At 34.5% G+C, this 20,770-nt stretch carries 22 protein-coding genes; 18 read left to right on the top strand and 4 right to left on the bottom strand.

Annotated elements, in window-relative coordinates; translation table 11 throughout:
• Positions 1–170 precede the first annotated feature (170 nt).
• Complete coding sequence (locus tag DPQ31_RS09390) at positions 171–1,076, bottom strand: DMT family transporter (protein WP_097959109.1); 906 nt, start codon at positions 1,074–1,076, stop codon at positions 171–173.
• Between the two features lie 97 nt (positions 1,077–1,173).
• Between DPQ31_RS09390 and DPQ31_RS09395 the strand changes: the two genes are divergently transcribed.
• The 7 genes from DPQ31_RS09395 to DPQ31_RS09420 all read left to right on the top strand — a co-directional run bounded on the left by DPQ31_RS09395 (position 1,174) and on the right by DPQ31_RS09420 (position 7,166).
• Positions 1,174–2,043, top strand: a complete 870-nt coding sequence (locus DPQ31_RS09395; protein ID WP_000156755.1) for a LysR family transcriptional regulator — start codon at positions 1,174–1,176, stop codon at positions 2,041–2,043.
• A 120-nt stretch (positions 2,044–2,163) separates the two neighbouring features.
• On the top strand, positions 2,164–2,595 hold the full coding sequence (locus tag DPQ31_RS09400) for an Rrf2 family transcriptional regulator (protein ID WP_087970027.1): 432 nt from the start codon (positions 2,164–2,166) through the stop codon (positions 2,593–2,595).
• A 72-nt stretch (positions 2,596–2,667) separates the two neighbouring features.
• Positions 2,668–3,318, top strand: coding sequence for a DsbA family oxidoreductase (locus tag DPQ31_RS09405; protein WP_000216688.1), 651 nt, complete (start codon positions 2,668–2,670; stop codon positions 3,316–3,318).
• A 57-nt stretch (positions 3,319–3,375) separates the two neighbouring features.
• On the top strand, positions 3,376–3,978 hold the full coding sequence (locus tag DPQ31_RS09410) for a nitroreductase family protein (RefSeq protein WP_097959115.1): 603 nt from the start codon (positions 3,376–3,378) through the stop codon (positions 3,976–3,978).
• Positions 3,979–4,104: 126 nt separating this feature from the next.
• Positions 4,105–4,236, top strand: a complete 132-nt coding sequence (locus tag DPQ31_RS29285) for a hypothetical protein (protein ID WP_000997344.1) — start codon at positions 4,105–4,107, stop codon at positions 4,234–4,236.
• 111 nt (positions 4,237–4,347) lie between these two features.
• Positions 4,348–5,958 carry an amidase family protein gene (locus tag DPQ31_RS09415; protein WP_199631560.1) on the top strand — a complete coding sequence of 537 codons (1,611 nt, stop codon included), beginning with the start codon at positions 4,348–4,350 and terminating at the stop codon, positions 5,956–5,958.
• A gap of 188 nt (positions 5,959–6,146) precedes the next feature.
• A complete protein-coding gene (locus DPQ31_RS09420) occupies positions 6,147–7,166 on the top strand; it encodes an AI-2E family transporter (protein ID WP_001006567.1) in 1,020 nt (339 codons plus the stop codon).
• A 36-nt stretch (positions 7,167–7,202) separates the two neighbouring features.
• Here DPQ31_RS09420 and DPQ31_RS09425 read toward each other — a convergent pair whose 3' ends face one another.
• Positions 7,203–7,493, bottom strand: coding sequence for a YesK family protein (locus DPQ31_RS09425; protein WP_199631559.1), 291 nt, complete (start codon positions 7,491–7,493; stop codon positions 7,203–7,205).
• Between the two features lie 115 nt (positions 7,494–7,608).
• Complete coding sequence (locus tag DPQ31_RS09430) at positions 7,609–8,553, bottom strand: L-lactate dehydrogenase (RefSeq protein WP_000715319.1); 945 nt, start codon at positions 8,551–8,553, stop codon at positions 7,609–7,611.
• Positions 8,554–8,753: 200 nt separating this feature from the next.
• On the opposite strand from DPQ31_RS09430, the gene DPQ31_RS09435 reads away from it, so the two are divergent.
• The 7 genes from DPQ31_RS09435 to DPQ31_RS09465 all read left to right on the top strand — a co-directional run bounded on the left by DPQ31_RS09435 (position 8,754) and on the right by DPQ31_RS09465 (position 16,147).
• Positions 8,754–10,190, top strand: a complete 1,437-nt coding sequence (locus DPQ31_RS09435; RefSeq protein WP_000528020.1) for a flavin monoamine oxidase family protein — start codon at positions 8,754–8,756, stop codon at positions 10,188–10,190.
• 110 nt (positions 10,191–10,300) lie between these two features.
• The gene (locus DPQ31_RS09440) at positions 10,301–11,218 is read left to right on the top strand and encodes a CobW family GTP-binding protein (RefSeq protein WP_199633646.1); all 918 of its coding nucleotides are present in this window, start codon (positions 10,301–10,303) and stop codon (positions 11,216–11,218) included.
• 283 nt (positions 11,219–11,501) lie between these two features.
• On the top strand, positions 11,502–12,719 hold the full coding sequence (locus DPQ31_RS09445; RefSeq protein WP_208731821.1) for a substrate-binding domain-containing protein: 1,218 nt from the start codon (positions 11,502–11,504) through the stop codon (positions 12,717–12,719).
• An 89-nt stretch (positions 12,720–12,808) separates the two neighbouring features.
• Positions 12,809–13,582 (top strand): ABC transporter ATP-binding protein, encoded by a 774-nt coding sequence (locus DPQ31_RS09450; protein ID WP_098911508.1) that lies wholly within the window; start codon positions 12,809–12,811, stop codon positions 13,580–13,582.
• Positions 13,560–14,261: a branched-chain amino acid ABC transporter ATP-binding protein gene (locus DPQ31_RS09455; protein ID WP_001196711.1), complete on the top strand. Its 702-nt coding sequence runs from the start codon at positions 13,560–13,562 to the stop codon at positions 14,259–14,261. Before DPQ31_RS09450 ends, DPQ31_RS09455 begins: the two co-directional genes overlap by 23 nt.
• Positions 14,262–14,283: 22 nt before the next feature.
• The gene (locus tag DPQ31_RS09460; protein ID WP_000382809.1) at positions 14,284–15,144 is read left to right on the top strand and encodes a branched-chain amino acid ABC transporter permease; all 861 of its coding nucleotides are present in this window, start codon (positions 14,284–14,286) and stop codon (positions 15,142–15,144) included.
• Between the two features lie 49 nt (positions 15,145–15,193).
• Positions 15,194–16,147 (top strand): branched-chain amino acid ABC transporter permease, encoded by a 954-nt coding sequence (locus DPQ31_RS09465; RefSeq protein WP_002093784.1) that lies wholly within the window; start codon positions 15,194–15,196, stop codon positions 16,145–16,147.
• 91 nt (positions 16,148–16,238) lie between these two features.
• Here the strand turns inward: DPQ31_RS09465 and DPQ31_RS09470 are convergent, their stop codons facing one another.
• Positions 16,239–17,027 (bottom strand): LysR family transcriptional regulator, encoded by a 789-nt coding sequence (locus DPQ31_RS09470; RefSeq protein ID WP_087970033.1) that lies wholly within the window; start codon positions 17,025–17,027, stop codon positions 16,239–16,241.
• 120 nt (positions 17,028–17,147) lie between these two features.
• Between DPQ31_RS09470 and DPQ31_RS09475 the strand changes: the two genes are divergently transcribed.
• The 4 genes from DPQ31_RS09475 to DPQ31_RS09490 all read left to right on the top strand — a co-directional run bounded on the left by DPQ31_RS09475 (position 17,148) and on the right by DPQ31_RS09490 (position 20,346).
• Entirely contained in the window at positions 17,148–17,687 is a 540-nt protein-coding gene (locus DPQ31_RS09475) for a DUF4865 family protein (protein ID WP_087970034.1), read from the top strand.
• Between the two features lie 152 nt (positions 17,688–17,839).
• Positions 17,840–18,283 carry a MarR family winged helix-turn-helix transcriptional regulator gene (locus tag DPQ31_RS09480; protein WP_001205517.1) on the top strand — a complete coding sequence of 148 codons (444 nt, stop codon included), beginning with the start codon at positions 17,840–17,842 and terminating at the stop codon, positions 18,281–18,283.
• A 51-nt stretch (positions 18,284–18,334) separates the two neighbouring features.
• Positions 18,335–19,276, top strand: a complete 942-nt coding sequence (locus DPQ31_RS09485) for a ring-cleaving dioxygenase (RefSeq protein ID WP_087970035.1) — start codon at positions 18,335–18,337, stop codon at positions 19,274–19,276.
• Positions 19,277–19,290: 14 nt separating this feature from the next.
• Complete coding sequence (locus tag DPQ31_RS09490; protein ID WP_199631557.1) at positions 19,291–20,346, top strand: LLM class flavin-dependent oxidoreductase; 1,056 nt, start codon at positions 19,291–19,293, stop codon at positions 20,344–20,346.
• Positions 20,347–20,770: the final 424 nt, after the last annotated feature.

Below are 20,770 nucleotides of genomic sequence, written 5' to 3' on the forward strand. Positions count from 1 at the left end.
CATCACGATGATTTTTTAAAGCACCCATCATAAAAAATCTCTCCTTTACCTCTTTTTTATCAGTGTTGACACATAAAAAGAGGTTCAGACACATAAACAGGCTGTGGAGAAGACTTTCTCCACAGCCTGAAGAAAGAGCCTACAAATAGTAGGCTCTTTTTCACGTTTATTTATTTCACTTCAACCTGCTGCCTTACAGTAAGTGTTTTCGGCTTTATATTTACAAAGCAAATACTCACGACAATAAATAATAGACCGATAAACAAGCTCATTGTAATGGCCTCATGTAAGAAAATTGAACTTACAATAATAGCGATAAGAGGGATAAGGAACGTATAAGCTCCAACTTTACTTGCTTCACCAGCTCCAACAAGTGTGAAGTAAGCGAGCCATCCCATTGCAATAACAAAGAACGAAATAAAGAGTAGCACACTAACAAATGGCATACTCCAAGCGATACTAGACCAGCTTTCAAACTCTGATCCAAATCCGACTAAGCAAAGACCTCCAATAATAAGCTGAAGTGTTACCATCCAAATAGCATTAACGCGGTGCCCGGTTTTTTTAATAAATACTGTACCTAGTGCCCATCCAATCGCACAACCTAATGCGAGAAGGATTCCAATGATAGAAATATGGCCGGTTAAGCTACTAGAGCTAATAACCCCCACGCCAATAAATCCTAGAATTAAACCGAAAATTTTTAAGCCATACATTGATTCTTCAAGCCATATCCACGAGAAAATGCCGAGTAAAACAGGCTGTAGAAATACAATTGCGGAAAATAATCCAGCGGGCATGTATTGAAGACCGATAGTTTGTAGTCCGTAAAAGATAATGATGTTAAGTAAAGAAGAAATAACGTATAAATGCCAAGTTTCTTTTAAATGTAGCGCTTTGTATTTCGGTAATGCGAAAATAAGTAAAATGAATCCCCCAATTAAAGTTCTAACGCCTGCAAATAAAACAGGTGGTGTATAATGCAAGGCAAATTTAGATAAAGGCCAATTAATTCCCCACATAATAACGAGAAAAGTAAGGATTATGGCCGTTTTTGTTCGAGAAAGCTGTGTCACGGTAAGACCTCCTTGTTGTATTTCATTTCACTATGATATGATATCGACTGTGATAAATAAAATGAATCTTTTTTATAAGGGGTATAAGTGATTAGTTATGACCATTACACAACTACAAGTTTTGATTAAAACGGTTGAATTAGGTAGTTTTACGAAAGCAGCAAAAGCACTTAATATGACACAGCCTGCTGTCAGTCATGCCATTTCAAGTATTGAGTCAGAATTAGATATTACGATTCTTATACGTGATAAGAGAGAAGGTTTAATTGTTACTGACGTAGGAGAGAGAATTCTTGTTCATATTAGAGAAATATTGAATGGAATTGAGAAAATTGAGCAAGAAGTTGCGATGGAGAAAGGACACGAAGTTGGGACGATTCGAATTGGGAGTTTTCCGAGCGCTTCTGCACATTTCTTACCCAAAATGATAAACCTTTTTAAGGAGAAGTATCCGAACTTAGAAGTCGTTCTTTGTGAAGGAACGATTAAAGAAGTTGAAGATTGGTTAGTATCGAGGGTTATTGATATAGGAATTGTTATTTTGCCTAATAAAGATATGGAGATTGTTCCATTAGCGAAGGGGAAAATGGTTGTTATCTTAAGAGAGGATCATCCTCTCTGTAAGAAGGACGCTATTACAATTAGTGATTTAGAGAATGAACCGATCATATTATGTAAGGGTGGATACGAACCACCCATTATTGATATGTTTAAACAAGCAAACGTACCACTTCGGGCTGAGTATGTAATTTCGACAGTTACTACAGCTTTAAATATGATTCAAGAAGGATTAGGCATTGCAATATTGGCTGAATTATCTTTAACGAATTTACCAAAAAATGTGCAAACGAGAGAATTGGAACCACAAGTATGGAGAGAAATTGCTTTAGCTGCTCCTTCATTAAAGGATTCTTCAATCGCTGTGCAGCTATTTATTGAAGAATTTCAAGCGCTATTTGCAGAATAAAAAGAGGTGTCTCATATATCATAATGGGACACTTTTTAATTTACTTATAAAAAATCTGTGAAAAGGATTGACTTATTTTTTAGTTGTAACTATAATGATTACATCGAGGTGGTGATGACGATGAAAATTAGTAGCCGCTTTTCTATAGCTGTTCATATTTTATCTATTTTGAAAAACAATCCATCTTCACTTTGTACTTCAGACTATATGGCTGAAAGTGTAAATACAAATCCGGTAGTAATCCGTAAAATTATGTCGTACTTGAAACAAGCTGGATTTGTTTACGTAAATCGCGGGCCAGGTGGTGCGGGATTATTAAAGGATTTACATGAAATCACATTGTTAGATGTGTATCATGCAGTGAACGTAGTCGAAGAAGACAAGCTATTTCATATTCACGAGCAACCGAATCCAGATTGTCCAATTGGGGCGAATATTCAAGTGGTGTTAGAAGTTATATTAATTCAAGCACAATCCGCGATGGAAGAAGTTTTGAAAAATATTTCGATGGGGCAGTTGTTTGAATCTTTACAAGAGAAAATGAATGCTTAAAATATTATCTATATTTTTTTATTATCGATGTAACTATATTGATTACAACTATAAAGGTAAGGTGTAAAAATTATGACTGTAAAAATGAAAGTATACTCAGACTTTATATGTCCGTTTTGTTTTTTAGCAAAAGGTCCATTAGATGAGGTAGTGAAAGAGAAAGATGTAGAGATTGAATGGATGCCATTTGAATTACGTCCAAGTCCATATTCAAAAATAGACCCATGGAATGAGCCAGAAAAATTAGGTTCATGGGATGCTTTCATTCTTCCGACAGCGAAGAAGTTAGGAATTGATATGCGTTTGCCACGTGTTTCCCCACATCCATATACGCATTTAGCTTTCGAAGGATGTCAATTTGCGAAAGAACGTGGACTAGGTAATGAGTATCATCACCGCGTATTCACAGCATTTTTCCAAGAAGAGCAAAACATTGAAGATATTGATGTGTTAACAAAATTAGCGGTAGAAGTAGGACTTCCTGAGGCGGAATTTAAAGATGCTTTAGTAACTCGTAAATATAAAGAAAAGCATCAAGAAGCAATTCAGCACGCATATGATGAAGCGAATATTATGGCTGTTCCAACTGTCATGATTGGAGATGAAGTCATTCAAGGGCTTGCTAGTAAAGAAACACTAGAAAGGGTCATTGATAAAGAAATTGAAAAGGATAAAACAAATTCATTTGAAGGTGTGCAATGTAATACCGATGGATATTGCTAATTCGATTGTTATGAAATAACAAAATAAATAATAAAACAAATATTTGGAGGAATTAAAATGTCAGCAACTACAACAAATTTAAAAGAAGCAATCGTGAACCGTCGTTCAATTCGTAAAGTAACAAAAAACGATGCGATTACGAAAGAAAGAATTGAAGAAGTGTTAAAAACAGCTTTACACGCACCAACATCTTTTAATATGCAAAGTGGCCGTATGGTTGTATTAATGGATGGAGAGCATGAAAAGTTTTGGGATATCGTAAAAGAAACGCTTAGATCACGCGTACCAGCAGAAAACTTTGAAGCGACTGTAGAAAGACTAAAAGGTTTCCATACAGGTGTAGGTACAGTTTTATTCTTTGAAGACCAAGCAACTGTAGAAAAAATGCAAGAAAATGCACCGTTATATAAAGATCAATTCCCATTCTGGTCTCATCAAGGTAATGCAATGTTACAACATACTGTGTGGATGCTATTATCTGATGAAGGAATTGGCGCATCACTGCAACATTACAACCCAATCGTAGATGCTGAAGTAAAAGAAACTTGGAACATTCCAGCAGAGTGGAGCTTAGTAGGTCAAATGCCATTTGGTGAACCAAATGAACAGCCAGCAGAAAGAACATTCTTACCTACTGAAGATGTAGTGAAATTTTATTAAGAAATACAATATGTAACGAGAAGGAAGCTGTGCTTAGAAACAGCTTCCTTTTTTGTATTAGTGTTAATTTATAAGCATTTAGGGAAGGAATATAACAAATAGTCAGGTGAGAAAGGAAGTAGGAAAATGAATGACGAGAAAAAATATACAGTGGTAGGTACTGATGTCGAGGAAGTAAAACGTTTAAATAAAAATTCAGGATTAACGTATAATCAAGTGAAAGAAATGTTAGCGAAGCAAATGCAAAAAAAGAAGTGATTAGATTGAAATCATTCATTTTTTCATTTAACATTTTGATTGGAGAGAGTTAAGTAAAAGATAACTCTCTTTTTTATATAACTGAGCAACTGTAAGAGTGGAGGAAGCAACATGAAAAAGTGGGTAAAGATAACGTTGTCTATCGCCGGAGGTATTGTCCTATTGGTATGTGCCGGTGGATATTACGTGTATAAAAATTATTTTCCAAAGGAACCAGAGCGTATTGTATATGATAAAGACAGAGTGTTAAAGCCGATACATAAGCAGCTTAAAGGAATCAACATAGATAATGTAAAGATAAAAGAAAAAGCAGTTGTAAATGCAACTGTGGATGAACTTCAAAATATGGTCGATGATGGAAAATTATCATATGAAGAATTAACGAGTATTTATCTCTTTAGAATACAAGAACATGACCAAAATGGAATATCATTAAATGCTGTTACAGAGATTAATCCAAATGCAATAGAGCAAGCACGAAAGTTAGATAAAGAGAGGTCGTTAAATAAAAAATCGAACTTATACGGCATTCCTGTCATCGTAAAAGATAATGTACAAACTGCAAAAGTGATGCCGACAAGCGCAGGCACTTTTGTATTAAAAGATTGGGTTGCAGATGAAGATGCGACGATTGTGAAGAAGTTGAAAGAAGAGGGGGCATTTGTTTTAGGTAAAGCAAATATGTCTGAATGGGCGAATTATTTATCTTTTACAATGCCAAGTGGATATAGCGGGAAGAAAGGGCAAAATTTAAATCCGTACGGTCCAATTACATTTGATACATCAGGATCGAGTTCGGGGTCTGCTACAGTGGTTGCGGCAGATTTTGCACCGCTTGCAATTGGGACAGAAACGACGGGGTCTATTGTCGCACCAGCGACGCAGCAATCTGTAGTTGGGTTACGTCCATCGTTAGGTATGGTTAGCAGAGCTGGCATTATCCCATTAGCTGAAGCACTTGATACTGCAGGGCCAATGGCAAGAACGGTAAAAGACGCGGCAACGTTATTTAATACAATGGTAGGTTATGATGAAAAAGATGCTATGACAGAAAAAATGAAAGATAGAGATAGAATAGATTATACGAATGATTTATCAATAGATGGATTAAAAGGAAAAAAGATAGGGATTCTTTTTTCTGTAGATCAACAAGATGAAAATAGAAAAGCAGTAGCAGAAAAGATTAGAAAAGACATTCAAGATGCCGGTGCGATATTGACTGATGATATTCAGTTAAGTAGCGAGGGTGTAGATAATCTGCAAACATTAGAATATGAGTTCAAACATAATGTTAACGACTATCTTTCGAAGCAAAAAAATGTGCCTGTAAAATCGTTAGAAGAGATTATAGCGTTTAATAAAAAAGATAGTAAAAGAAGAATGAAATATGGACAAACATTAATTGAGGGCTCTGAAAAATCTGCTATAACGAAAGATGAATTTGAAAAAGTAGTTCAAACGAGTCAAGAAAATGCAAGGAAAGAGCTAGATAGATATTTAGTAGAAAAAGGATTGGACGCTTTAGTCATGATTAATAACGATGAAGTTCTTTTATCAGCTGTAGCTGGTTATCCTGAATTAGCGGTACCAGCAGGTTATGATAAAAATGGAGAGCCAGTAGGTGTTGTATTTGTCGGGAGGCAGTTTGGTGAAAAAGAACTTTTCAATATTGGATATGCGTATGAACAACAGTCTAAAAATAGACGTTCTCCTAAAATATAGAATTTAAAAATAGTTTTTAGGAAAGGATTAGATTAAAAATCAGACATTAAAAAAGAAAAAAAGGATTCTTCCAAATTAGTAAGAAAGATTGTCTATAGAAGTTCATAAAATGTAATAGTATTACAATGAATACGTTCGTTTTGTAATATATCAAATTTCCATCCATAGAAGGGGGAGGTTAAATCTTAATGAATGAAGTGAAAAATTTTTTTCGAAGTAGAGGGTTTCAACGGTTTATCGTTTTAATAATATTAGCGTTTGTATTATATGGATTAAAAAGTATGATCAATTTAATATTGATTACGTTTATACTGACATTTTTAATGGATCGGTTTCAACGTTTTATTTCAAAGAAATTGAAAGTGAATCGAAAAATTGTTATCGCATGTTTGTATATAATATTAGTTTCCTTTATCGGCACGACATTGTATAAATATTTGCCTGTGCTAACGATACAAATTTCACAATTGATTTATCAATTTAAACTGTTTTTTCAAAATCCACCGGATAATGAGATCATTAAATATGCACTTTCGACAATTAATGGAATGGAAGTATCAAAATATATAGAACAAGGTGTAGACGTCATCTATCAATCGATAGCGAATATAGGAAAGGTGAGTTTACAAATATTATTGTCTCTAATATTAAGCTTATTTTTCTTATTAGAAAAAGAGCGTATTATTACATTTACTTCTAAGTTTAAAGAGAGTAAGCTAAAGATTTTTTATGAGGAGATTGCATATTTTGGTGAAAGGTTTGCAAGGTCGTTCGGTAAAGTAATTGAAGCACAATTTTTAATTGCAGTTGTAAATTGTATCCTGACTGTCATTGCATTAATCGTTTTAGGATTTCCACAGCTTCTCGTATTAGCTGTTATGATTTTCTTATTAGGGTTGATTCCTGTTGCCGGCGTAATCATTTCACTGTTTCCACTTTGTATCATTGCCTATAACGTAGGTGGGGTTATGTACGTTTTGTACATACTAGTGTTCATTACAGTGATTCACGCTCTTGAAAGTTATTTTTTAAATCCAAAATTTATGTCTGCAAAAACGAATTTGCCTGTCTTTTATACATTTATGATTCTCATCTTTTCAGAGCATTTCCTCGGAATATGGGGGCTTATTATCGGGATACCGATCTTTATCTTTTTATTAGATGTACTTGACGTAAATAATGATAAATTGATTAAAAGCAATAAGTGATAGAAATAACCGATGTTGTCTTTTTGAAAACATCGGTTATTTCTTATTTTTTTTTTGAGGAGGTAGTTTTATAAATTTATTTGCAATTAAAGCTATAATAACAGCAGTAAAAATAAGGACCGCGATTATGCCAATCCCCATACCTGCCCATCCTCCTATAAGGAACATACTTATCGGTATTGCTAATAAGCTTAAAATAATAAGGATCAACCCGAGATTCTTATCATATTTTTTAGTTGGAAATAGCGTTCTGATGATTAAAAAGAGAAAAAGTATTAATGACGCTACAGCTAGTAAGAGGATGACAATTGTCCAAGAATCATCCATAAAATCACTCCTTTCTATTATGGATCATATTACGGTTTAGATTGAGGATGAACAATAAAAATATAAAAAAGCAATCCAATATGAATTGGATTGCTTTTTTGAATGAAATATACGATTAAAGAACGGGAGCCATTGTTTCTTTCAACACTTGAACAGAGTGATCGAATTTTAATTCTTCGTCTTCACTTAATTCTACTTCTAAAATTTCACGAACACCGCCGCGATTTAAAACAGCAGGTACGCCGATATAAACATCTTTTTGACCGTATTGACCTTCTAAGTATGCTGAAACTGTTAATACGCTATTTTCGTCGTTTAAAATAGCTTTTGTAACACGCAGAAGTGACATACCAATACCATAATAAGTTGCACCTTTGCGCTCAATAATATGGTAGGCTGCATCACGAACATTTATGAAAATTTTGTCTAAATCTTCTTGTGTGTATGTGTTGTCTTTATCAAGAAGCGTTTGTAGTTTTTGAATACCAACTGATACGTGACTCCATACTGGAAGTTCTGTATCGCCATGTTCTCCGATAATATAAGCATGAATGTTGTGTGGACCAATGTCGAAGTACTCACCTAACATATAGCGGAAACGAGCAGAGTCAAGCGTTGTACCAGAACCGATTACTCGTTCTTTTGGTAAACCAGATTCTTTCCAAGTAACGTACGTTAAAATATCTACAGGGTTTGTTGCGATTAAGAAGATGCCATCAAATCCGCTATCCATAATACTGCGAACGATTTGTTTAAAGATTTTAGCGTTTTTCTCAACTAAATCTAAACGTGTTTCACCTGGCTTTTGTGGTAATCCAGCTGTAATGACTACAAGATCAGCATCTTTACAATCTTCGTAGCTGCCTTTCCATACTCTAGTTGGAGCTGGTGCAAATGGAACAGCGTGACTTAAATCCATTGCTTCTCCTTCAGCTTTTGCTTCATTTACATCAACTAAAACAAATTCTTCAGCTACAGCTTGGTTAATCATGCAGTAAGCATAGCTACATCCAACTGCACCTGTTCCTACTAATACAACACGGTTAATACCTTTTTTCATTTCACAATTCCTCGCAATTTCATTGATTTTATTATGTAAGATAATACGTCCTACTTCTATAGATTCATATCTAGTTTATTACATTTTATAAAAGATATTCAAGTATTTGAAAATGTATCCGTTCAAATTTGCGAACAAAACATAGGAATTCAGTTAACTGAATATAATTCAGTAAAATCCTTTTTAAAAGGGGAAATGGTATGGGGAATCCATTATCGATGGAACAAATGCTTCAAATTGTTCATGAAGGGCTTGCCAAAACGAATAACCCCAAACAAATTACAGTTGCCGGTGCAGGGATTTCTGGATTAGTTGCAGGTTCTTTATTAAAAGAGGCTGGACATGAAGTAACGATTATAGAAGCAAATAATAGAATAGGTGGCAGGGTGTATACGATTCGTGAACCGTTTAGTGCGGGTTTATACTTTAATGCAGGACCGATGAGAATTCCTGATACGCATGAGTTAACTTTAGCGTATATTCGTAAATTTAAACTACCGTTAAACCTTTTTATAAATAAAACTTTTGCAGATATCATTTATACGAATCATATTCAAACGAGATTGAATGTGTTTGAAAATGATCCAAGTATACTTGAATATCCGGTTTTGGATAAAGAAAGAGGAAAAACGGCAGAAGAGCTAATGCTTGAGGTATTAGAACCAATACTAAATTATATTAAGAAGGATCCTAATAAAAACTGGTTTATCGTTGAAAAAAAGTATAAAACGTATTCGCTTGGTTCATTTTTAATGGAGTATTATTCGGATGGAGCAATAGATATGATTGGTGTACTTCTTGATATGGAAGCATATATGGGAATGTCTTTAATTGAAGTATTACGGGAAATGATTTTTTTTACTTCAACGGCGAAATATTACGAGATAACGGGCGGGATGGATGCATTACCAAATGCATTTTTGCCACAGCTAAAGGATAATATTTTTATGTCCTATAAAGTAGAAAAAATAATACAAGAAGATAATAAAGTGATGCTGCAAGTAAACCATGAACAAACGTTAGATCCATTTACAATAACAAGTGATATTGCTATTATCACAATTCCGTTTTCGGCGTTACGATTTGTAGAAGTTCAGCCATTTCATTTATTCACTTATTTTAAAAGACGAGCAATTCGTGAATTAAATTATATTGCTGCAACTAAAATTGCGATAGAGTTCAAAAGTAGATTTTGGGAAAGAGTCGGGCAGTATGGTGGGAAATCTATTACGGATTTACCGATACGTTTTACATATTATCCGAGCTATGGCATTCAGTCACCAGGGGCAGCTATCGTTATAGCAAGTTATACGTGGGCGGATGAGGCTTTAACATGGGATAGTCTCCCGCATAGAGAGCGTATTCGTTACGCATTGAAAAATTTAGCGCAAATATATGGGAATGTAGTCTATAGTGAGTTTATAACAGGGGAATCTTTTAGCTGGAGTAAGAATACGTATTCTTGCGGAGCATTTACAGCTTTTGAACCAGGCCAAGAGCTAGAATTATTTCCTTATATTGCGTCGCCGGCTGGAAACGTACACTTTGCAGGAGAACATACAACGTTGACACATGGGTGGATGCAGGGAGCGATTGAGTCTGGAATTAGAGTTGCTCATGAAGTAAATGAAAAGTGAAGATAGAAGATATATTTACAAATTGTTATTCTTTTAATAAAATGATAAATATAAATCGTAATTATTACGCTTTGAATACGTTTGAAATAAAGAAATGGATGGTTGATCAAATGAATAAAGTGGAAATTCATATATTAGGTGGTTTTTTAGGTAGTGGAAAATCAACATTATTACAAAATTTATTATTAGCGGAGAAGAAGAAGAATAGAAAAGTTGCTGTTTTAATGAATGAAATTGGTGAATACTCAGTAGATACAGATATTATTGGTAAAGAGAATGTGTTAAGAGAATTACTAAAAGGATGTATTTGTTGTACGTTAAAGGAAGAACTTGAAATACAATTGCATTCATTATATCAGCAAGAAAGACCAGATGTAATTTACATAGAAACAACAGGCGTCGCACATCCAATTGAAGTATTAGATGCATGTGTATCACCAATTTTAGCACCTTTCTTAGAAGTGAAATCAATTGTAGTCGTTTTAGATGCAGTAAGATGGTTAAATCGAAGTATATTAAGTGCAAATGTGCAACAGTTACTGCATGAGCAAATGAAATTTAGTAGTCACCTTCTTATTAATAAATCAGATTTACTAACAGAAGAAGATAAGAACAAAGTACTTGAAGAAGTGAAAGCAATAAATAATCATGCGAAATTGTTTGAAACAAAATATTGTAATATATCTTTAGATGATATAGAAGAAGCTGAATTTGTGAGTGCTGGGGAACACGAGACACTTCATGTTAAACAGCATTTACATATACAAACGATGACGTATCAATTTACGAAATCGATTGATCAAGACAAATTATATGAATGGCTTTCGAATTTACCAGATAGTATTTATCGAGTGAAAGGTTTTGTGAAATTCCATGGAGATAAATACCCTCATCTATTCCAATATTCGTTTGGCGTACCAACTTTACTGGAGCAAGATTTTGGTTTCCCGACAAACTTGGTAGTAATCGGGGAAGGGCTAGATAAGAAACAATTGGTTGAAGGGTTAGAAAGGGTAGAAAATAATTAAGTGCTTTTTATGTAGGCTGCAATAATTAACTTAAGTTAATTATTGCAGCTTTTTTTCGTGATGAATACTGTAATGAAACAGTATTTTCAATTGGATAACGGAATATATATTGATTGTATGTCCGTTTCCATTTAATAGGAAGGTGATTATAGATTTGTGCCGAATGTAGAGGATACTACAACAGTTTTCCATTATCTATCTTATAGTTTAAAAGTCATGATTACGGGCAGGGGAATTTGGCGTGTTTGATTCTATCAGAAAGTAAAGTATGGGGAGGATCACAATGTCGATGAAAAAACGTAAGTGGCTAAAAACAATGTTTACTGGTTGTGTTTTAGGTTCGTTATTAATAACGGCAGCTTGTTCAGGAAAGAAAACAAGTACAGAGGATGAAAAAACGATTAAGGTAGGGGTTCTTGCATCATTAACAGGTCCATTAGAATCGTATGGAAAGCAAACAGTGAACGGATTTGAATTAGGGTTAGACTATGCAACTGGTGGAACAGGGAAAGTGGAAGGGAAAAAAATTAAGTTTGTAGTAGAAGATACAGAAACGAAAGCCGATGTAGCGGTAAAGAAAGCTACGAAATTATTAGAAGAAGAGAAAGTTGATTTCTTAGTCGGATCGTCTAGTTCAAGTGATACGTTAGCGGTTTTACCACTTGCTGAAGAATATGAAAAAATTATGGTTGTAGAACCGGCAGTTGCTGATAGTATTACCGGGAAGAACTGGAATAAATATATTTTTAGAACTGGAAGAAGTTCCTCACAAGATGCGATTGCAGGAGCAGCAGCAATTGCGAAAAAAGATGTAAAGATTGCGACGTTTGCTCCAGATAACGCTTTTGGTCGTGAAGGGATTGCGGCATTTAAAGCGGGTGCGAAAAAATTAGGAGCAAACATTGTAAACGAGCAATACGCTGACACGAATTCAACAGATTTTACGGCAAATATTCAAAATATCATTAGATCAAAACCAGATTACTTATTTATCGTTTGGGCAGGGGCAAATTCACCTTGGAAACAGTTGAAAGATATGAATGTGGAAGCGCAAGGTATTAAAGTCTCTACTGGTGCACCGGATATACCAGCATTAAAAACGATGGATGCATTAGTAGGAATGCAAGGTTTTTCTGTTTATTATCATGCACTTCCAAAAAATAAGGTGAATGACTGGTTAGTTGAAGAACATAAAAAAAGATTTAATGGTGCAGTACCAGATTTATTTACAGCAGGAGGAATGTCAGCGGCAATTTCCATTGTGGAAGCATTAAAGAAATCAAATGGTGATACAGATGTAAATACATTGATTAAGAAAATGGAAGGAATGGAATTTGATACACCGAAAGGAAAGATGAAATTTAGAGAGAAAGACCACCAAGCGATGCAGACGCTATATTCTATCACGTTGAAAAAGCAAGATGGTGTTGATTATCCGGTACCAGTGTTAGAGCGAGAATTAACGATGAAAGAGACAGAACCACCAGTTCAAAATAAATAGACTGAATTTTCTGTTGTTTTTGTATAAAGAGGGGATACCCTCTTTATACGTATTTCTTTCATACTGAAAGCTTTAAAGGGAGGGATTTCGTGACACATTTGTTAGAGACGAAAAATCTTTGTGTATCTTTTGGTGAACATCATGTTATTAAAGATGTTAATTTAACGGTACAAAAGGGAAAGCTCATTTCAATTATTGGACCAAATGGTGCCGGCAAGACAACGTTATTTAACTTACTAAGTGGACAAATTTCTCCGACGAAAGGTGAAGTGTATTTTAAAGGAAAAGAGATTACAAAATTATCGATTTCAGACCGAACAAGATTAGGAATCGGGCGCTCTTTTCAGCTTACAAATATATTCCCAGAGTTAACGGTACTTGAAAATGTACGTTTAAGTGTTCAATCATTCGTTCAAGATTATTACAGTTTTTTCCCGAATGTAGCTAAGTTAAAGCAGCAAACTGGAGAGGCGAGACGTCTTTTAAAAACAGTGCTACTTCATGAGAAAGAGGGGGTATTAGCAAAAGATTTAGCTCACGGGGAAAAAAGAAAGTTAGAGCTTGCTATGTTATTAGCATTAAAGACAGATGTATTACTGCTTGATGAGCCAACTGCGGGTATTTCAGTTGAGGAAGTTCCGGCTATTTTACAAGTGATTGAAAATATTAAAAAACATCCAGAGAGCACAATCGTACTCATCGAACACAAAATGGATATGGTACTAGGTTTGTCGGACCATCTTATCGTTTTATTTCATGGCGAGTTATTAGCGGAAGGGTTACCAGAAGAAATGATGAAAGATGAGCGTGTACAAAGTGCTTATTTAGGGGGATTATATAGTGGCTCTATTACAAGTGAATAATATAGAGACGTATTTAGATCAGTTTCATATTTTACAAGGGGTATCACTCACTGTTGAGAAAGGGACGATTACTGTACTGTTTGGAAGAAACGGGGCGGGAAAAACAACAACGTTGCGATCGGTTATGGGATTTCATCGGATAGCAAATGGTGAGATTTATTATGATAGTACGCAGGTCAATGGATTATCTACACATTTAATTTCAAGAAAAGGAATAGGCTATGTACCAGAAAATCAAGGGATTTTTCATGATTTAACAGTAGAAGAGACGTTCGCACTTGCGAGTGGAAAAGGAGAAGAAGTTCACGAGAAAATAGATTGGATGCTCGAGCTATTTCCTGATTTAAAGCAGTTTTGGAATAAGAAAAGTGGGCTTTTAAGCGGGGGACAAAAACAAATGTTGGCTATTTCAAGAGCGTTTATTAATAGTGATGGACTATTGCTTATTGACGAGCCAAGTAAAGGGCTATCACCAATTATGATAGAAAAATTAATGGTAGCAATTTTGAAAATGAAGGAGAAAACGACTGTTTTACTTGTTGAACAAAATTTTATGATGGCTAGTCAAATCGGTGATTATTTTTACATTATGGATAATGGGCGTATTGTGCATAAAGGTTTTATGAATGAACTGCGAGAGGATAAAGAAACATGTCATAAATATTTAGGTATTTCTTAACATTGATACGGGGGGATAGAACGTGGATGTGTTAATTAACTTATTTGTAAACGGCGTTTCAACCGGGATGCTTATTTTTTTATTAGCATCAGGTCTTTCACTTATTTTCGGCCTAATGAGCGTTTTAAACTTTGCACATGGTGGTTTATTTGCATGGGGAGCTTTTACAGGCGTTTGGTTATTTAATATGACAGGTAGTTATGTGTTAGCGTTAGTTGGAGCGGTTGCTATGGGAATGTTGCTTGGTTTTATTTTAGAACGATTTCTTATTAGGCCAGTGTATGGAAACCATGTTCGCCAGCTACTCGTTACACTCGGAGGAATGCTCGTTCTTAGTGAGTGTATAAAAATATTTTGGGGACCGAATCCAATTAGTGCAAAGTTACCGATATGGTTACAAGGTAGCTATACATTTGGAGGGGTTATATTAATAAAATACCGGTTGTTCGTTATTTTAGTTGGGATACTAATTTACATTGCTCTACTATTACTACTCAAAAAAACAAAGATAGGTCTTATGATCCGCGCGGGTGTAATGGATAAGGAGATGGTTCAAGCACTCGGCATTAACGTGAAAGCTATATTTTCGTTCGTCTTTCTATTAGGAGCAGGAATGGCAGCGTTAGGTGGATTCTTATTTGCACCATATTCAGGCGTTGTTTTCGCCGAAATGGGTATGCAATATGCAATTTTAGCTTTCATTGTAGTAATAATTGGAGGGTTAGGTAGCGTCCAAGGTTCAGCTATCGCTTCTTTAATTGTCGGATTAGCCGGAGCTTTTACAGCATATTTCATGCCAGATTTATCACTTGCAATCAATATGTTAATGTTACTGTTTTTCTTAATAGTGAAGCCAACTGGACTTGTTGGTGAAAAGGGGTGAAATGGTGAACAACACATCGAATCGAATTAAAGTATACTTCGGAGTATTTATGCTCATTTGTTTAAGTGTATTTCCGTTCGTAAATGATTCACGGAGCTTGTTAATTTTGTTCACTCAAATCTTCATCTTTGCTATTTTTGCAATGAGTTTTGATATATTGCTTGGTTATACAGGAATTGTATCGTTCGGCCACTGTATGTTCTTTGGAATAGGAGCATATGGGGTAGCACTTTTATTCGATCGGCAAGGTGTATCAATAACAAACTTTTTCATCGGTATAATAGCGGCAATTATCGTTTCAGCAATCGTTAGTTATATAATCGGCTTGCTTTCTTTACGGTTGAAAAGTCATTTTTATGCAATGTTAACGCTCGCTATTTCACAGTTGTTTTTCGTACTTGCTGAAAAATGGCGTGGGCTAACTCACGGAGGAGATGGATTTACATTTGGAGTACCAGAAATATTCCGTGATCGTTTTACATTTTATTATGTAACGTTTATATGTTTAATCAATATTTTCATTTTGCTACGTCTTTTCACAAAATCTTCAATTGGGAAAGTATTAAAGGCAATTTCACAAAATGAACAAAGAGTTGAAGCACTTGGTTATAAAGTTCTTCATTATAAAATTATCGCAAGTGTAGTGGCAGGAATAGTTGCAGCGATTAGCGGTGGTCTATTCGTCATCACATTACGCTTTGTAAATACAACTGTATTTTCAATTGAAATGACGTTAAATGCATTATTGATGACAATGATTGGAGGAGTTGGAACGTTAATCGGAGCGATTGCAGGAGCTGGTATCATTGAATCACTAAAATATTATTTATCAGAATTAGCGACGGAGTATCCGATTTTTGAAAGATGGACGATTATTCTAGGGTTATTGTATATAATCGTGTTACTAGTTTTTCCGAAAGGATTAGTTGGAACGGTTAAGCAGTTGAAGAGTGTTAAAAGGAGTAAGAAGGAGAAAAGCGCAGGTGTGGAGCAGAACGTGTGAAAAATCAATTGTATATAAAAAAAATCCCTCTTTTATATACGTTCAAGAGGGGTTTTTATTTTGAAAAAAGTTTGTAAACAAAGTCATTCTATTACTCAAATAGTTCATCAGGGGTATGCTTAATAAAGTTTCGATTCGTAAAAAAATGAACAGCTAATTTCTCTATTGGAACATTTTCAATTGTTACTAACTTATCATTTTTAATCGGTAAAAAAGCTATCCCATTTCCCTCAACGATAAATTCTTCCATAAGCGAATAAGAATCTAACTGTTGAAGTTGGCGCTGAGATAGATTGTTTTCTTTTAAAAATTGTATTGTCTTATTTCTAAAAGGGCACTTCTTGTCATTACTAACGAAGAAAAGTTCTTTTGAATAGTCAATGTTACACTTTTCTTTCGCTTTTAATAAACCTACAGAAATTGAAGTGGTGAATACTTTTTTAAACGCTGCGTCAGGATAATCCTCATAAGTTATGACCATATCAACTTTTTGTTGCTGTAATAGTGTTTGTAAGTGGCTACTACTTTCAATGTATAGTTGGTAACTCCTAAAATTTTCTTTAATGCGCATACTTAAATAATTTGTCAAAATAGATTGTGATGTCGCAATTACATAAGAAGAACCACTCGTTTTAATTTCATTTTTCGCTTCTTCTAACAGAGTTAATATTCTATTCGTGTAGTCTAATAAAATGTCACCAGAAGGTAACAATGAAACACCTTTGTTATCTCTATGTAGTAATGGTGTTTCTAACTCTTTTTCTAATTTTTTTATTCGCTCCGTTACATTCGGTTGCACATAACCTAGCTCTTTAGCAGCTTTACTAATAGAGCCTTCATTCGCTACAGTTTTAAATATGATAAGATCATTTATTTCCATTCATTTCAGCCCCTTATACGGTATCATTATAAATGATACCAAACATAATTTATACCTATTTTACGTTAGTTAGCCATCGGTTTATCATTATGTATATAAGATTGAAAGTGAGTGATAAACATGATTGGAATGCAATATAAGGTTATTTTGCCAAAGGATTATGATATAAGGATTATTAGAGAAAGGGTAAAAAAGAATGGTCATAAAACAGATGGTTTTCAAGAGTTGAATTTTAAGGCCTATTTAATTACTGAGGCAGGTAAGGACGGGAATTTCTATAATTGCTATGCACCTTTATATATTTGGAATGGTCATGAAGGGATGAACAAATTTATCTTTGAAGGGTATTACGATAATATTTTACAATCGTTCGGGTGGCAACAAATAAATATAGGTGTTCCATTCGTTGTTAATGTAAGTAATGACTTTAGAAAAAGTAGATATGTTGTTGAATATGTAGGGAGTATTTCTCAAAATAAATCGCTGATTGAGACGCGATTAAATAAAAATGTGCAAAACATAGAAAAATGTTTAGGCAATGTAATCGTATATAATCCGGATAAGTGGGGATATAGTCAATTTAGTTTTTATAATGAAAAGCCTGAAATAGATGTAATGGACAATGTTACTATTTATGAAATTCTACACATTTCACGATGATATTTTGTTGAATGTTAAATTAAGAAAAATAATTCAAATGGAAAGCTAACAGTAACGATAATATAGTGAGATGTTTTTTTAGTTTATCCCTTGCTTTATTATCACTTGCGTAGTAAAGTGATAATAAGATAAACGCTAGGAAGTGATAAAACATGCGTGATAATACGATAGGATCGTTAATATGGTTACGTTTAATACGATTTACGAATCAAAGTAATCAAATGTCAAACGAATTTTTAAAACGGTTTGATTTAACGACAGCCCAATTTGATGTCCTTTTGCAAATACGGACATACCAGCCGTTGACACAAATGGAGTTAGCTGAAAAGGTTACTGTTACGCAAGGCGGTATTTCTCGAATGTTAACTCGTCTTGAAAAAGAAGGATATATTGTACGAAAGCAAGATTGGAAAACGAAAACCATTAGTCTTACAGAGCAAGGGGAAGCAGCTTTAGAAAAAGCATTGCCAGAGCAACTTGCATTTCAATCATCATTTTTTGATGATGTATTGAACGAGGAAGAACAGAAAATACTATACGAGTTAATGACAAAAGTTCATAAGCATAGTGAAAAAAAAGAATTACCGCAAGAGTAATTTTTTTTACAGAATCAATTGACTAATCAAGTGATAAAAGGAGGAAGCTTTATGTATACAATTCCAGGACACCACCACATTTCTATGGTAACAAAAAATGCGAAAACGAATAATGATTTTTATCGAGATGTTTTAGGACTACGACGAGTGAAAAAGACAGTCAATCAAGATAATCCTTTTATGTATCATTTGTTTTACGGGGATTTGACAGGTAGTGCAGGGACTGAACTATCATTTTTTGAAATGCCGAATGTTGGGAGAACAATTCATGGTACGAATGCGATAACGCAAATAGGATTACTCGTACCTTCAATAGAGAGCCTTACATTTTGGCAGGAGCGTTTTAAATCACTTCAAGTGACACATGGAGAAATTACAACATATGCCAAGCGAGATGCACTGCATTTTGAAGATCCAGACGGTCTCCGCTTAGTACTGTTAAATAATAACGGTGAAGAAGTACCAGAATATTGGACTGCATGGAATGAATCTTCTGTAAAGCAAAATCATCGTATTTTAGGCATGGGTACAGTTGAAATGACTGTAAGGGACTTAAATAAATTATCAAAAACGTTAACAGATTTGTTTGGGTATAAAGAAGTATCTCTCTCTGAGGGTGAAGGGATATATCAATCTGTCCTAGGTCAGTCTTTCGGAGAAATTTTAGTGAAAGAGCAAGAGGGAGAAAATGAAAGACCTGGAAAGGGAAGTATTCATCATGTAGCAATTCGTGTGAAAAATGATGAAGAGCTAAACTATTGGAATGAAGCAGTGAAAGAAAAAGGTTTTGAAACGACGGGGATTATTGATCGTTTTTACTTTAAAAGTTTATATTTCCGTGAACCGAATGGGATTTTATTTGAAATTGCGACTGATGGACCAGGTTTTACTATAGATTCAGCAGTTGAAGAATTAGGAAAAGAACTTGATTTACCACCATTTTTAGAAGAGAGAAGACAAGAGATAGAAGAGAAGTTAACACCACTTGATTAAGGGAGAGAGCAACTATGGAAAAATACCGTATGGATACAAGTAAAGGAATGGAGTTTGGATTATATTCGATTGGGGATCATGTATTAAATCCGCATAATGGAGAGAAAATTAGTGCTGAACAAAGAATTCATGAATTAATTGAAACAGCTAAGTTAGCGGATGAAGCTGGCCTTGATGTATTTGCTGTCGGTGAAAGTCATCAAACGCATTTTACAACGCAAGCTCATACAGTTATTTTAGGAGCTATTGCACAAGCTACGAAAGATATAAAAATTGCAAGTTCAGCTACGATAATAAGTACATCTGATCCGGTACGAGTATATGAGGATTTTGCTACAATTGACTTAATTTCTAATGGACGTGCAGAAATTGTAGCTGGTCGTGGGTCTCGTATTGGGGGATATAGTTTACTCGGTTATGATGTGAATGATTATGAAGAATTATTTGAAGAGAAGATGGATCTTTTATTAAAAATTAATAAAGAGGAACATGTAACATGGAATGGGCAGTTCAGAGCACCGCTTGCACATGCATCGGTTATTCCAAGAGCGAAAAATAATAACTTACCAATTTGGCGTGCAGTTGGTGGCCCACCAGCTAGTGCGATTAAAGCAGGACGTGCGGGTGTGCCAATGATGATAACAACACTAGGTGGCCCAGCTATTAACTTTAAAGGATCAGTAGATGCTTACCGTGGGGCTGCGGCGCAAAGTGGATTTAATCCAGCAAGTTTGCCAGTTGCAACAACGAGTTTATTTTATACAGCAAAAAATTCGCAAGATGCATTTAATGAATACTATCCTCATATTAATGCTGGTATGCTTACACTACGCGGTGGTGGGTATCCGAAAGAGCAATTTACAAATGCAGTAGATTACCGTGATGCATTAATGGTTGGTAGCCCGCAACAAATTATTGAAAAAATGCTTTACCAATATGAATTGTTTGGACAACAACGTTTTATGGCACAAATTGATTTTGGTGGTGTACCACTTAATAAAATTGAGAAAAATATTGAATTAATTGCTACTGAAATTTTACCGGCTGTTAGAAAACATACAGCAAAATAATTTAAAAAATACCGAGAGTCTAATCGATTCTCGGTATTTTTTATGTATGAATTTAGTTTGAAAAAATGACAAAAAAATGAATTTTTAGTCTAGGAAGAGGGAGGGTAGTTTCTATTTTTGAATAACAATATTTGTGTTTGAATTTTTAAAATGCATTTTTCTCTTGACAAAAAACTAACTGATTTATCTGTGGGTTTTTTGGACATTTTTTCGTGAAAAAGTCAAGTGTATGAAGAGAAAAACGGTTATTTTATTGATGTGAAAGCAAGTCTTATATTAAAAAAATACATTTTAGTAATGAGAAAAATCTAATTCAAAAAAATGACAAAAGACATATTTCAGACAAAATGATGTCAATAATACGTCAAAAATCAGCTGAATTTACTATGCAGGTATATTATACAATTCGATTAACGGATAAAAC

Source organism: Bacillus sp. COPE52, from assembly GCF_003355115.1.
Lineage (GTDB): Bacteria > Bacillota > Bacilli > Bacillales > Bacillaceae_G > Bacillus_A > Bacillus_A toyonensis.